This window comes from Pseudomonas sp. CFBP 13602 (assembly GCF_014842725.1).
Lineage (GTDB): Bacteria > Pseudomonadota > Gammaproteobacteria > Pseudomonadales > Pseudomonadaceae > Aquipseudomonas > Aquipseudomonas baltica.
In genome coordinates this window covers 394,334-407,742 of sequence record NZ_JACYVT010000004.1, presented here as the reverse complement: position 1 = coordinate 407,742, position 13,409 = coordinate 394,334, and the positions used below count along the sequence as shown (strand labels likewise).

The following is a 13,409-nucleotide window of genomic DNA, read 5'->3' as shown; positions in this document are numbered from 1 at the left end:
TCGCGCTCACGGCAGCGCAACGTGCATCAGCGCGGCAGGACCGGCTGGCGGGTCGGCTTGCCCTTGCCCTTGCCGGGCTTGGCAGCCTGCTGGCGATCCTTGGCAGCCTGCTTGCTGCGCGCCTCGGCGGCAGCCTTGGCCTGCTCGCGCTTGTCCCACGGCTTGGAACCGTCGCTGGCACGCGGCGGCAACCCGGTGTGCTGGGTCAGGATGCGGGTTTCCTTGGCCACCTTGTGGCTGCCGGCCGGGGTGGAATTCTTGCGTCGCGCACTCTGATAGGTGTCGGTAGCCGGCTGATGCAACGGAATCAGCTGGTTTTTCCCCGGACCGATCAGGTCGGCACGGCCCATGCGTTCCAGTGCCTCGCGCAGCATCGGCCAGCCCTTGGGGTCGTGATAGCGCAGGAATGCCTTGTGCAGGCGACGCTGTTCCTCGCTCTTGACGATGGTCAGGTTGTCGCTCTTGTAGGTGACCTTGCGCAGCGGGTTCTTGCCCGAGTGGTACATCGCGGTGGCCGAAGCCATCGGCGAGGGGTAGAACGCCTGCACCTGGTCGGCACGGAAACCGTTGCCCTTGAGCCACAGCGCCAGGTTCATCATGTCTTCATCGGTGGTGCCGGGGTGGGCGGCGATGAAGTACGGGATCAGGTACTGCTCCTTGCCCGCTTCTTTCGAGAACTTCTCGAACATGCGCTTGAATTTGTCGTACGAGCCGATACCCGGCTTCATCATCTGATTCAGCGGACCTTCCTCGGTATGCTCCGGGGCGATCTTGAGGTAGCCGCCGACGTGGTGCGTCACCAGCTCCTTGACGTACTCGGGGGACTCCACCGCCAGGTCGTAGCGCAGGCCCGAGGCAATGAGGATCTTCTTCACGCCCGGCAGTGCCCGCGCGCTGCGGTACAGCTGGATCAGCGAAGAGTGGTCGGTGTTGAGGTTCGGGCAGATCCCCGGGAACACACACGACGGCTTGCGGCACGCGGATTCGATTTCCGGGCTCTTGCAGGCGATGCGGTACATGTTGGCGGTCGGCCCGCCAAGGTCGGAAATCACTCCGGTAAAACCCGGCACCTTGTCGCGGATCTCTTCGATCTCGCGAATGATCGACTCTTCGGAACGGTTCTGGATGATCCGCCCCTCGTGCTCGGTGATCGAGCAGAAGGTGCAGCCACCGAAACAGCCGCGCATGATGTTCACCGAGAAGCGAATCATGTCGTAGGCCGGGATTTTCTGGTTGCCGTACGCCGGGTGCGGAACCCGGGCATAGGGCATGCCGAACACGTAGTCCATTTCCTCGGTGGTCATGGGAATGGGCGGCGGGTTGAACCACACGTCCACTTCGCCATGCCGCTGCACCAAGGCACGGGCATTGCCTGGGTTGGTTTCCAGGTGCAGCACGCGGTTGGCGTGGGCGTACAGCACCGCGTCACCGCGTACCTTCTCGAAGGAAGGCAGGCGGATCACCGTCTTGTCCCGCGTCATCCGCGGGCTGGCCAGGATCTGCACGACCTTGGCTTCGTTCGGGTCTTCGAGGTTGCCCTTCTCCTGCTCGATGGCGCAGGCCTGGGTGTCCTGGGTATTGACGTACGGGTTGATGATCTTGTCGACCTTGCCTGGCCGATCGATACGGGTCGAGTCGACCTCGTACCAGTCCTTGGGCGTATCGCGGCGAATGAACGCGGTGCCGCGAATGTCAGTGATCTCTTCGACCTTCTGACCGTACGACAGGCGCTGGGCCACTTCGACGATGGCGCGCTCGGCGTTGCCGTACAGCAGGATATCGGCGCAGGCGTCGATCAGGATCGAATGACGAACCTTGTCCTGCCAGTAGTCGTAGTGCGCGATGCGGCGCAGCGATGCTTCGATGCCGCCCAGCACGATCGGCACATGCTTGTAGGCTTCCTTGCATCGCTGGCTGTACACCAGGCTGGCGCGGTCTGGCCGCGAGCCGGCCTGGCCGCCGGGCGTGTAGGCGTCGTCGGAACGCACCTTCTTGTCGGCGGTATAGCGGTTGATCATCGAATCCATGTTGCCGGCCGCGACACCGAAGAACAGGTTAGGCTCGCCCAGCTTCATGAAGTCGTCCTTGGACTGCCAGTTCGGCTGGGCAATGATGCCCACGCGAAACCCCTGGGCTTCCAACAGCCGGCCGATGATGGCCATGCCGAACGACGGATGGTCGACATAGGCATCACCGGTGACGATGATGATGTCGCAGGAATCCCAGCCAAGCTGATCCATCTCCTCCCTGCTCATGGGCAGGAAAGGCGCTGGGCCGAAGCATTCGGCCCAGTATTTGGGATAGTCAAAAAGCGGCTTGGCTGCTTGCATGTCGATGACCGTATGAAAAATCGCGGGCGCGGAATATAGCACAAAAAATAACCAATTCCGATGGCTTTAGTCGGAAATGGCTGGTGAATTTTCCGCCGGCAGAGCTCATTGAACCTGGATCCCTGCTGTAGGAGCGGTCAGCGGCCGCGAAAGCCCCAACGCGGTGTACCTGACCCAACCGCACCGCTCATTCGCGGCCATGGACCGCTCCTACGGGAAATCCGAACAGCGCGTTTACTCGTCGTCGTCGAAGTTGTAGCTGCCCGGAGCGAGGTTCTCGAAGCGGGTGTACTTGCCGATGAAGGCCAGGCGGATGAAACCGATCGGACCGTTACGCTGCTTGCCGATGATGATCTCGGCAATGCCCTTGTGCTCGGTGTCCGGGTGATACACCTCGTCGCGATAGACGAACATGATCACGTCGGCATCCTGCTCGATGGCGCCGGATTCTCGCAGGTCGGAGTTCACCGGGCGCTTGTTCGGGCGTTGCTCGAGCGAGCGGTTGAGCTGCGACAGCGCCACCACCGGGCAATTGAACTCCTTGGCCAGCGCCTTCAGCGAGCGAGAGATCTCGGAGATCTCGTTGGTACGGTTGTCGCCGCTGGAACCGGGGATCTGCATCAACTGCAGGTAGTCGATCATGATCAGGCCGATCTCGCCGTGCTCGCGCACCAGGCGACGCGTACGCGCGCGCATCTCCGACGGACTGATACCGGCCGTATCGTCGATGAACAGCTTGCGATCGTTGAGCAGGTTGACCGCCGAGGTCAGGCGCGGCCAATCGTCGTCGTCCAGCCGGCCCGAGCGCACCTTGGTCTGATCGATACGTCCCAGCGAGGAAAGCATACGCATGATCAGCGAATCGCCTGGCATCTCCAGCGAGTACACCAGCACGGCTTTCTCGCTGCGCAGCACGGCGTTTTCCACCAGGTTCATGGCAAAGGTGGTCTTGCCCATGGACGGACGGCCGGCGACGATGATCAGGTCGGCCGGCTGCAGGCCGCTGGTCTTCTCGTCCAGATCGGTGTAGCCGGTGGACAGGCCGGTGATGGCCGCATCGGTATTGAACAGGGTATCAATGCGATCGATGGCCTTGGTCAGCAGGTCGTTGACACTGACCGGGCCACCGGTCTTGGGCCGCGCCTCGGCGATCTGGAAAATCTGCCGTTCGGCCTCGTCGAGAATCTCGGCAGCATTGCGCCCCTGCGGATTGAACGCACTGTCGGCGATCTCGCTGCTGATGCTGATCAACTGGCGCAGGGTGGCACGCTCGCGGACGATCTGCGCGTAGGCCTTGATGTTGGCCACCGACGGGGTGTTCTTCGCCAGCTCGCCCAGGTAACCCAGGCCACCGACCTGAGTGCCCTGGCCTTCCTTGTCGAGCTGTTCGTGCAGGGTGACCACGTCGAAAGGCGTGTTCTGATCGGCCAGCTTGGCGATGGCGCGGAAGATCAGCCGGTGGTCATGACGATAGAAATCGCCGTCCGAAACCTGATCGAGCACACGTTCCCAAGCGTTGTTGTCCAGCATCAACCCACCGAGCACGGCCTGTTCGGCCTCGACGGAATGCGGCGGCACCTTGAGGGCAGCGGTTTGCAGATCGTATTGCTCGGGAGCGGATATCTCGTTCATGGCCACTTGAAATTCGGGTTGCAGAAAACGGCTTCTTCACAAAAACAAAGGGCACGACCTGTGAACAGGTCGTGCCCGATGTTAAACCGCCTGGCACCAGAGGTGCCAGCCGACTTATGCAGCTACTACGACAACGCGTACGGTAGCTTCAACGTCGCTGTGCAGGTGCACGGCTACGTCGTATTCGCCAACGTTACGGATGGTGCCGTTCGGCAGACGCACTTCAGACTTGGCCACTTCGACGCCGGAGGCGGTCAGGGCGTCAGCGATGTCGTGAGTGCCGATCGAACCGAACAGCTTGCCTTCGTCGCCAGCGGTGGCAGTGATGGTCACTTCCAGCTCGGCCAGTTGGGCAGCACGCGTTTCGGCCGAAGCCTTCTTGTCGGCAGCTGCTTTTTCCAGCTCGGCGCGACGCTCTTCGAACGCAGCCAGGTTGGCAGCGGTCGCAGCGGTAGCCTTGCCGAATGGCAGCAGGAAGTTACGACCGTAGCCGGCCTTAACATTTACCTTATCGCCCAGGTTGCCCAGGTTGGCGACTTTTTCCAGCAGGATCAGTTCCATTTGGTATAAACCTCTTAACTTTTAACCTTCACCGTTCGCGGAATCGCTATCGGTGCCTTTCGGCCCGATTCGACCGCGAAAATCAATCAGGCTGTCGACAATGGCCAGGACCACGAGCAACGGATAGATCAGCTGCATGAACAGCACGAGCGTGACGTACATCCCCACGAGCCAGAACCTGCCCAGCTTGCCCGCCTTGACCAGCCCATGCATCAGGGCCAGCCCGGCGAACACCAGCGGTACGCTGCACAGCGGCGTCAACATGGCCATCTGAGGTCCGAAGTTCGGACCGATGAGCATGCACGCCAGCAGCAATACCGCCGGCCAGAGTGGAATGCGAATGGCGCGAAACTCGCTGCCAAAACCACCCGGGTTGTACAACGCCGCCTGCCAGTAACGCCCCAGCATCAGGGCTGCCACGCTGACGACTTGCAACAAGGCCGCTATCAGGCCATTGAGTACCGGCGCAATGAGGCTGCCAAGGCTGGCCCGCTCCTCTACCGACATCTGCTGGTAGAGACCACCGAGCATCTGCGGCAGGCGTTCGTTCAACGCCTGCGCCAACGCTTCGATGGGTTCGCGAAACACCACGCCCAACAACACTCCGTACACCAGCCCCAGCGCTATGCTGGCCAGCAGCACGCGATTCCAGGCCCACCCCGCGCGCAACAGCGCCGCGAGCCCCAGTGCGCCCAGCAACACCATCAAGGTGCGCGGTTCACCGAAGTACCACCAGGCCAAAGCCGGCAGCAGAGCCCAGATGAGGACACCAATGGCGTCACTCATGCCGCGCCGCAGGTACACCAGGCACGCTGCGGCAGCACTCAACCAGAACAACAGCGGCAATGCCGCGCATCCGACCACTACCAGAGTGGCCTGCATGCGACCGCGCATGATGAAATCAGCCAGGGCACGCATGCGTATCTATCCTTTTACTGCGTATCGACAACCCGGTCTCAGCGGCCGTGGCTGTCGGTGTAGGCCAGCAGGGCCAGGAAGCGGGCGCGCTTGATAGCGACGGCCAGCTGACGCTGATAACGAGCCTTGGTACCGGTGATACGGCTTGGAACGATCTTGCCGGTTTCGGATACGTAGGCTTTCAGAGTGTTGAGATCCTTGTAATCGATCTCCTTCACATCTTCAGCGGTGAAGCGGCAAAATTTACGACGACGGAAGAAACGTGCCATGTAATGGGCTCCTCAAAAGGTCCGTGGATTACTCGTCAGCGTTATCGCTGGCGTCGCTGTTGTCGCTGTCATCGCCATCGGCGCTGTCAGAGTGCTCAGGACGGTCACGACGCTCACGGCGCTCGCTGCGGTTTTCTTCTGCCTTGAGCATCTCGGACTGGTCGGTGACGGCTTCGTCGCGACGGATGACAAGGTTACGGATCACGGCATCGTTGTAGCGGAAGTTGTCTTCCAGCTCGGCCAGGGCCTTGCCGGTGCACTCAACGTTCAGCATCACGTAGTGAGCCTTGTGAACGTTGTTGATGGCGTAGGCCAGTTGACGACGGCCCCAATCTTCCAGACGGTGGATCTTGCCGCCGTCTTCTTCGATCAGCTTGGTGTAACGCTCAACCATGCCGCCGACTTGCTCGCTCTGATCCGGGTGGACCAGAAAGATGATTTCGTAATGACGCATGAATGCTCCTTACGGGTTGTAGCCTGCCGCCAGAGCGGTCAGACAAGGAGTGAATGACACTGTGTGTCTTGCCTTGTGGCTTTTGGATAGAGGCGCACGAGTGCACCAGCCATCACGGCAAGGGGCGCAATTGTAGAGAAGGGGTTGGGGGGAAGCAAGGGGATTGGTGAATATTTGTACAGCGATGGCGGTGTCGCGACCAACCCCGTCGCGGGCAGAGGGCTCTCCGCCCGCCCCGCTCCCACATCTATCGGTCACATCTGTGGGAGCGGGCTCTGCCCGCGAAGGGGCCGGCCCAGGCGGATCATTTCTTCTTGGCGTTACGCTGACGAACCGCTTCGAACAGACAGATCCCGGTCGCCACCGACACGTTCAGGCTGCTCACGCTGCCCGCCATCGGCAGCTTGACCAGATAGTCGCAGTGCTCGCGGGTCAGGCGACGCATGCCCTTGCCTTCGGCGCCCATGATCAGGATGGTGGGCCCGGTCATGTCCTGCTGGTAGATCTCGTTGTCCGCCTCGCCGGCGGTACCCACGACCCACAGGCCACGCTGCTGAAGTTTTTCCAAGGTACGGGCCAGGTTGGTCACGGCCACCAGCGGAATCACTTCCGCTGCGCCACACGCCACCTTGCGCACGGCAGGAGTGAGGGTGGCCGATTTGTCCTTGGGCACGATCACCGCCAGCGCACCGGCCGCATCGGCGGTACGCAGGCAAGCACCCAGATTGTGCGGATCGGTCACGCCATCCAGAACCAGCAGCAACGGCGGGCCCTCGGTGCGATCCAGCAGCTCGTCGAGCATCGCCTCGCCCCACACCTGGCTTGGGCTGACCTCCGCCACTACCCCTTGGTGCACGCCTTCGACCCAGGCATCCAGCTCACGCCGCTCGGCCTGGCCAACCGCCACACGATTCTGCGTGGCGAGGTCGACCAGGGTCTGTACCCGCGGCTCACTGCGCCCCTCGGACAGCCAGATCTGCTTGACCCGCTTGGGATGATGGCGCAACAGCGCCTCCACCGCGTGCACACCGTAGATTTTTTCCAGCTGACTCATGACTTGGCCTTGGGTTTGCGGCTGCCCGATTTCGATGGACCCTTGCGGTGCTTGGTCGCCTTGGCATCGCCTCCGGCGCCCGTGCTGCCAGTACCGCCGTTGCGGCTGCCGGAAGCCTTGGCCGAGCCGCCCTTGGCTGCATCGGCAAGCAGGGCCTTCTTCATTTCACGGCTCTTGCGCACCTCGGCGTTCTGCGCGGCGGCATCGGATGCCCGATAGACCTCGTCGCTGTCGGCCTTGCGCGCCTTGCTCGGAGCAGCGCTGCGCTTGGCGGCAGCGGCGGCCGGCTTCTCGGCGGCGGTCTTTTCGACCGCCGGCGTGGTCGGGTAGCTCTTGGGCTTGCCGGCCGGCGCGTCGGCCTTGCGGTTCTTGCGCCCGATCGGCTGGTTCAGCGTTGCTTCGCCGATACCGAAATCGATCTTGCGCTCGTCCAGGTCGACCCGCATGACCTGCACCTCGACCGTGTCGCCAAGGCGGAAATTGCGCCCGGTGCGCTCGCCGGCCAGGCGATGGTGTATCGGGTCGAAATGGTAGTAGTCGCCCGGCAGCGCGGTGACGTGCACCAGGCCTTCGACGAAGATATCGGTCAGCTCGACGAACAGGCCGAAACCGGTCACGGCGGTGATCACGCCAGGGAAGGTTTCGCCCACGCGGTCCTTCATGAACTCGCACTTGAGCCAATTGACCACGTCACGAGTGGCTTCGTCGGCACGGCGCTCGCTCATCGAACACTCTTCGCCCAACTGTTCCAGCGCCGCTTCGTCGTACGGATAGATGCGCGCCTTGGGAATGGTCGGGGCACCGGCGCGCTTGACGTGCGGAGTGTCCTGCTTGGAGTGGATCACGCTGCGGATTGCCCGGTGCGTGAGCAGGTCGGGGTAGCGGCGGATCGGTGAGGTGAAGTGGGTGTACGCCTCGTAGTTCAGGCCGAAGTGACCATGGTTGTCGGCGCTGTACACCGCCTGGCTCAACGAGCGCAGCATGACGGTCTGGATCACGTGGAAATCCGGGCGACCCTGGATGGTTTCCAGCAGTGCACGGTAATCCTTGGGCGACGGACCGTCCTTGCCCTTGTTCAGCGACAGGCCTAGCTCGCCGAGGAAGGCACGCAGCTTTTCCAGACGCTCCGGCGGCGGACCGTCGTGGACGCGATACAGAGCCGGGATTTCGTGTTTCTTGAGGAATTCGGCAGTGGCCACGTTGGCCGCCAGCATGCATTCCTCGATCAGCTTGTGGGCATCGTTGCGGATGGTCGGCTTGATCTCGGCGATCTTGCGCTCGGAACCGAAGACGATGCGCGTCTCCTGGGTTTCGAAGTCGATGGCACCACGCACGTGACGCGCCGACAGCAGCACCTTGTACAGGGCATACAGCTGCTTGAGATGCGGCAGCACATCGCCGAACTCGCCACGCAGGGCCTTGGCTTCGCTGCTGCGCGAATGCTCGAGCAGGGTACTGACCTTGTTGTAGGTCAGGCGCGCATGGGAGTGGATCACGGCTTCGTAGAAGCTGTAGTCGGTCATCTCGCCGGTCTTGGAGATGGTCATCTCGCAGACCATAGCCAAGCGGTCGACATGGGGGTTCAGCGAACACAGGCCGTTGGACAGCTGCTCGGGCAGCATCGGAATCACGCGCTCGGGGAAGTACACCGAGTTGCCACGTACCTGGGCTTCGGTATCGAGCGCCGAGCCAAGCTTCACGTAGCTGGACACGTCGGCAATGGCGACGTACAGGGTCCAGCCGCCGTTGAACAGGCGCAGCTTGCTCTTGGCTTCGCAATAGACGGCATCGTCGAAGTCGCGCGCGTCTTCGCCGTCGATGGTCACGAACGGCAGATGGCGCAGGTCGATGCGCTTCTCCTTGTCCTTGTCTTCCACCTGCGGCTTGAGCTTGGCGGCCTCCTTGAGCACGGCTTCGGGCCATACATGAGGAATGTCGTAGGTGCGCAGGGCGACGTCGATTTCCATGCCGGGCGCCATGTAGTTGCCCAGCACCTCGACGATGTCACCCTGAGGCTGGAAGCGCGCGGTTGGCCAGTGGGTGATCTTCACCCCGACGAACTGGCCGATCTTCGCGGCGCCGTGGCGACCGGGGGTGATCAGCACTTCCTGCTGCACCTTGGGGTTGTCCGGTGTCACGAAACCAATGCCGCCTTCTTCGAAGTAGCGGCCAACGATGGTTTCATGGGCACGCGACACCACTTCGACGATCACGCCTTCGCGACGACCGCGACGGTCGAGGCCGGAAACCCGTGCCAGGGCACGGTCGCCATCGAACACCAGACGCATCTGCGCCGGGCTCATGAACAGGTCGTCGCTGCCGTCGTCGGGGATCAGGAAGCCGAAGCCATCGCGGTGACCGCTGATGCGGCCGGCGATCAGGTCGAGCTTGTCGACCGGGGCATAGGTGCCGCGACGGGTGTAGATCAGTTGCGCATCGCGCTCCATGGCACGCAAGCGGCGGCGCAGGGCTTCCAGCTGGTCCTCGGTGGTGAGGCCGAACTCGTCCACCAGCTGCTCGCGGCTGGCGGGAGAGCCGCGCTCGTCGAGGTGCTTGAGGATCAGCTCACGGCTGGGAATGGGGTTTTCGTATTTTTCCGCTTCACGAGCGGCCTCGGGATCGAGGGTCTGCCAATCGGCCATTAGAGAGAATTCACCTTGTCTATATAGGCGTTAGTTTGGCATACGCGTATTGAAACGGGAAATTTCAGGCGCTGCCTGCCAGTTAAAAGCCCTGCCCCGAGGTCGAAAACAGTGTCCGGGACGCCACTGGGGAATTTTAGTCGATTTTTCTCGCCACAGGGGTTTACAGCGTAAAGAGCGCTCCGTATAGTGCGCGCCATCGACAACGCACAGCGTTGCAGATGCTGCCCAGATGGTGAAATTGGTAGACACGCCAGCTTCAGGTGCTGGTGACCTTACGGTCGTGGAAGTTCGAGTCTTCTTCTGGGCACCAATTCAGGACACGAGATTACATCAATCTTGTGCCACTCACAAAAGCCCGCGAAAGCGGGTTTTTGCGTTTCAAGGCTTTTTCAGGCAGTTGGATGTTTTGAATTAACAAAATCAAAACAGGGGTTTACAGATCAAAAGGGCGGTCGTATAGTGCGCCCCATCAACGGCGTGCAACGCTGCTGATGCTGCCCAGATGGTGAAATTGGTAGACACGCCAGCTTCAGGTGCTGGTGACCTTACGGTCGTGGAAGTTCGAGTCTTCTTCTGGGCACCAATTCTTCACAAGAACCCGCGAAAGCGGGTTTTTGCGTTTCTGGCACCCCAAAATCTCCCCACCATTCTCCCGTAGGAGCGGTCCGTGACCGCGAAAGAGCGCATCGGTGTAGCAGACACACCTCGCCGCGCCCTTCGCGGCCGATGACCGCTCCTACGGTAGGTCTGCATACGCGCGCTCCCGTAGGAGCGGTCCGTGGCCGCGAAACAGGCGACGCGGTCTTCCTGACACACCCCAGGGCGCCTTTCGCGGCCGATGACCAATCCCAGGGATAAGCCTTGTCTGGATCCGAAAGGCCACCTGAGAACCCATATCGTTTACAATTGTTTCAAGATTCCGCTGCCCTGCCGTAAGGAAGTTGCCCCATGCCCACACGAACCCTCCGGTCCCTTTTTCGCACCCTGGCCGCCTGCCTGCTGGGCACGGCACTGGCCGCCCAGTTGGCCCTGGCCGCCGACAAGGTCGAACTGACCCTCTACAATGGCCAGCACAAGGAAATAGGCGAGGCCATCGCGCAGGCCTACGAGGCCAAGACCGGGATTCATGTCAATGTCCGCAAGGGCAGCAGCAATCAATTGGCCAGCCAGGTAATGGAAGAAGGCCAGCGCTCTCCGGCGGATCTCATCTACACCGAAGAATCACCTCCTCTGAACAATCTGGGCGAGAAAGGCTTTCTGGCCAAAATCGACGACAGCACCCTGAGCATGCTGCCGCCCAAATACGTCGCCAAGGACGGTTCGTGGATGGGCGTGACCGCTCGCGTACGGGTGGTGGCCTACAACCCGAAGCTGATCGACGAAAAAGACCTGCCTGAAACGGTGCTGGAGTTCGCCGAGCCGCAGTGGCAGGGCAAGGTCGGCTTCGTGCCCACCAGCGGAGCCTTCCAGGAGCAGGCCGTGGCCATCATCAAGCTGCACGGTCGCGAGGCCGCCGAGGAATGGCTGACCGGTCTGCGCGCCTTCGGCAAGACCTACACCAACAACATGGTCGCCCTCAAGGCGGTGGAAAACGGTGAAGTCGCCACTGTTCTGGTAAACAACTACTACTGGTTCGCACTCCAGCGCGAGAAAGGCCAACTCGACTCCAAACTGCATTACTTCAGCAACGGCGACGCCGGCGGCCTGATCACCATTTCTTCCGCTGCCGTTCTCAAGTCCAGCAAGCACCCGCGTGAAGCCCAGGCGCTTCTCGCCTACATGGCCAGCGAGGAAGGCCAGCGCGTCATCACCCAGACCACTGCCGAGTACCCACTGCACAAAGGCATGGTCTCGGACCGCGGCCTGAAGCCGTTCGACGAGCTGCAGGCACCGGCCATCACTCCGGCAGACATCGGCAATGCCGAGGACGCACTGGACCTGGAACGGGACGTCGGCCTGAATTGACCACCTCTCTCGTCATGCCTGCGGGGCGGCGCAAGCGCCCCTCGGTCTGGGTGCTCGTACCCGTCCTGCTGCTGGTCGGGCTGAGCCTGCTGCCCCTGCTCTACGTTGGCCTGAAGGCGTGGCAAGCGGGCCTCCACGAAGCCATCAGGCTGTTGTGGCGTCCCTACGTGCTGCGCTTGCTGGGCAACACCCTGATGTTGATGGCCGGGGTGACGGCAGCCTGCGTGATCATCGGTGTGAGCCTGGCCTGGCTGCTGGAGCGCAGCGACCTGGCCGGCCGACGTCTCTGGGGCGTAATACTCTGCCTGCCATTCGCGGTACCGGCTTTCGTCAGCGGCTTCACCTGGGTTTCGCTCAGCTCGCGATTCGAAGGATTGGGCGGCGCGATTCTGGTGATGACCCTGTCGAAATACCCGCTGGTGTTTCTGCCGGTCGCCGCGACGCTGCGCAATCTGGACACCTCTCTGGAGGAATCGGCGCGCACGCTGGGGCAGAACCGCACGGGAGTGTTCTTCAAGGTCACCCTGCCGCTGCTGTGGCCGGCGGTACTGGGTGGGGCGCTGCTGATCGCGCTGCACATGCTGGTGGAGTTCGGCGCCCTGTCGATCCTGGGGCTGCAGACCTTCACCACAGCGATCTATCAACAGTTCGAACTGGAATTCAGCAACACCAATGCGGCGATGCTGTCGGCACTGCTGCTGGTTCTGTGCCTATTGCTGCTGTGGCTGGAGCTGAAGGTGCGTGGCAACGCGCGTCACATTCGCACCGGCCAGGGCGCTGCCCGGCGTGCAACCCCTTTGCGGCTCGGCGCCTGGCGGGTGTTGGCGCAGTCGTATTGCCTGCTGCTGGTGATCGTGGGCAGCGGTGTGCCACTGGCCATGCTCGGCTATTGGCTGGTGAAGGGCTCGTCGGCGGCCTTTCCCGTGGCGGCCATCGGCGAGGCACTGTTGACCTCGTTGGCATTGGCCCTGGGCGGCGCTGCGCTGTGCCTGGCGCTGGCATTGCCCGTGGGCCTGCTGGTGGTGCGCCATCGGGGCCGCCTGGCCATCTGGGCAGAACGCCTGCCCTATCTGCTGCATGCGCTACCGGGGCTGGTGATCGCCTTGACGCTGGTATATTTCGCCCTGCACTACGTTCCGGCGATGTACCAGACCACAGGGCTGCTGTTGCTGGCCTACGCGCTGCTGTTTCTGCCTTTGGCGCAGGCGCCGGTGCGTACTGCCCTGAACAAGGCTGCGCCTGCGCTCGAAGAAGCGGCACGGACCCTGGGCGCCACGCCGTTCACCGCGTTCTGCCAGGTGACACTGCCGATCATCTTCCCGGCGATGGCAGCGGCATTCGCGCTGGTATTCCTCGATGGCATGAAGGAACTGACCGCTACCCTGGTGCTGGCCCCCACCGGCATGACAACCCTGGCCACCGAGGTGTGGTCGCACACCTCGAACATGGAATTCGCCGCCGCCGCGCCCTACGCGGCACTGCTGATCCTGATTTCCGGCGTCCCGGTGTACCTGCTCACCACCCGCATGTACCTGAACCGCACAGAGTGAAGCCACGCAATCCTGTAGGAGCGGTCCGTGG

At 62.1% G+C, this 13,409-nt stretch carries 10 protein-coding genes and 2 tRNA genes; 4 read left to right on the top strand and 8 right to left on the bottom strand.

The genetic code is table 11. From position 1 onward, the window contains the following. Window positions 1–26: 26 nt before the first annotated feature. The 8 genes from IFU31_RS10730 to rnr form a co-directional block, all read right to left on the bottom strand. Window positions 27–2,330 carry a YgiQ family radical SAM protein gene (locus IFU31_RS10730; protein ID WP_192102880.1) on the bottom strand — a complete coding sequence of 768 codons (2,304 nt, stop codon included), beginning with the start codon at window positions 2,328–2,330 and terminating at the stop codon, window positions 27–29. A gap of 234 nt (window positions 2,331–2,564) precedes the next feature. After that, window positions 2,565–3,962, bottom strand: coding sequence for a replicative DNA helicase (gene dnaB, locus IFU31_RS10725; RefSeq protein WP_122480359.1), 1,398 nt, complete (start codon window positions 3,960–3,962; stop codon window positions 2,565–2,567). Between the two features lie 114 nt (window positions 3,963–4,076). Then, a complete protein-coding gene (gene rplI / locus IFU31_RS10720) occupies window positions 4,077–4,523 on the bottom strand; it encodes a 50S ribosomal protein L9 (RefSeq protein WP_122480360.1) in 447 nt (148 codons plus the stop codon). 21 nt (window positions 4,524–4,544) lie between these two features. After that, on the bottom strand, window positions 4,545–5,441 hold the full coding sequence (locus IFU31_RS10715; protein ID WP_122480361.1) for a hypothetical protein: 897 nt from the start codon (window positions 5,439–5,441) through the stop codon (window positions 4,545–4,547). A gap of 38 nt (window positions 5,442–5,479) precedes the next feature. Next, window positions 5,480–5,710: a 30S ribosomal protein S18 gene (gene rpsR / locus IFU31_RS10710; protein WP_008368574.1), complete on the bottom strand. Its 231-nt coding sequence runs from the start codon at window positions 5,708–5,710 to the stop codon at window positions 5,480–5,482. 28 nt (window positions 5,711–5,738) lie between these two features. Next, complete coding sequence (gene rpsF / locus IFU31_RS10705) at window positions 5,739–6,164, bottom strand: 30S ribosomal protein S6 (protein WP_122480362.1); 426 nt, start codon at window positions 6,162–6,164, stop codon at window positions 5,739–5,741. Window positions 6,165–6,468: 304 nt separating this feature from the next. Continuing rightward, on the bottom strand, window positions 6,469–7,218 hold the full coding sequence (rlmB, locus tag IFU31_RS10700) for a 23S rRNA (guanosine(2251)-2'-O)-methyltransferase RlmB (protein WP_122480363.1): 750 nt from the start codon (window positions 7,216–7,218) through the stop codon (window positions 6,469–6,471). After that, window positions 7,215–9,860, bottom strand: coding sequence for a ribonuclease R (gene rnr / locus IFU31_RS10695; protein WP_122480364.1), 2,646 nt, complete (start codon window positions 9,858–9,860; stop codon window positions 7,215–7,217). The genes rlmB and rnr overlap by 4 nt, the downstream gene beginning before the upstream one ends. Before the next feature lie 226 nt (window positions 9,861–10,086). On the opposite strand from rnr, the gene IFU31_RS10690 reads away from it, so the two are divergent. From IFU31_RS10690 to IFU31_RS10675, 4 genes are all read left to right on the top strand, one after another. Further along, window positions 10,087–10,173: transfer RNA gene (locus tag IFU31_RS10690), tRNA-Leu, on the top strand. Window positions 10,174–10,359: 186 nt separating this feature from the next. Further along, a tRNA-Leu gene (locus IFU31_RS10685) sits at window positions 10,360–10,446 on the top strand. A gap of 365 nt (window positions 10,447–10,811) precedes the next feature. Continuing rightward, window positions 10,812–11,828 (top strand): extracellular solute-binding protein, encoded by a 1,017-nt coding sequence (locus IFU31_RS10680; protein WP_192102878.1) that lies wholly within the window; start codon window positions 10,812–10,814, stop codon window positions 11,826–11,828. A 14-nt stretch (window positions 11,829–11,842) separates the two neighbouring features. Beyond that, complete coding sequence (locus IFU31_RS10675; RefSeq protein ID WP_192102982.1) at window positions 11,843–13,378, top strand: ABC transporter permease; 1,536 nt, start codon at window positions 11,843–11,845, stop codon at window positions 13,376–13,378. The last annotated feature ends 31 nt before the right edge of the window (window positions 13,379–13,409 follow it).

What these genes read in the sequence shown, in the direction of transcription:
- dnaB (WP_122480359.1), bottom strand. Translation starts at nt 3,962, where the DNA reads ATGAACGAGATATCCGCTCCCGAGCAATACGATCTGCAAACCGCTGCC.
- IFU31_RS10675 (WP_192102982.1), top strand. Translation starts at nt 11,843, where the DNA reads ATGCCTGCGGGGCGGCGCAAGCGCCCCTCGGTCTGGGTGCTCGTACCC.
- rplI (WP_122480360.1), bottom strand. Translation starts at nt 4,523, where the DNA reads ATGGAACTGATCCTGCTGGAAAAAGTCGCCAACCTGGGCAACCTGGGC.
- rpsF (WP_122480362.1), bottom strand. Translation starts at nt 6,164, where the DNA reads ATGCGTCATTACGAAATCATCTTTCTGGTCCACCCGGATCAGAGCGAG.
- rlmB (WP_122480363.1), bottom strand. Translation starts at nt 7,218, where the DNA reads ATGAGTCAGCTGGAAAAAATCTACGGTGTGCACGCGGTGGAGGCGCTG.
- IFU31_RS10680 (WP_192102878.1), top strand. Translation starts at nt 10,812, where the DNA reads ATGCCCACACGAACCCTCCGGTCCCTTTTTCGCACCCTGGCCGCCTGC.
- rpsR (WP_008368574.1), bottom strand. Translation starts at nt 5,710, where the DNA reads ATGGCACGTTTCTTCCGTCGTCGTAAATTTTGCCGCTTCACCGCTGAA.
- IFU31_RS10715 (WP_122480361.1), bottom strand. Translation starts at nt 5,441, where the DNA reads ATGCGTGCCCTGGCTGATTTCATCATGCGCGGTCGCATGCAGGCCACT.
- rnr (WP_122480364.1), bottom strand. Translation starts at nt 9,860, where the DNA reads ATGGCCGATTGGCAGACCCTCGATCCCGAGGCCGCTCGTGAAGCGGAA.
- IFU31_RS10730 (WP_192102880.1), bottom strand. Translation starts at nt 2,330, where the DNA reads ATGCAAGCAGCCAAGCCGCTTTTTGACTATCCCAAATACTGGGCCGAA.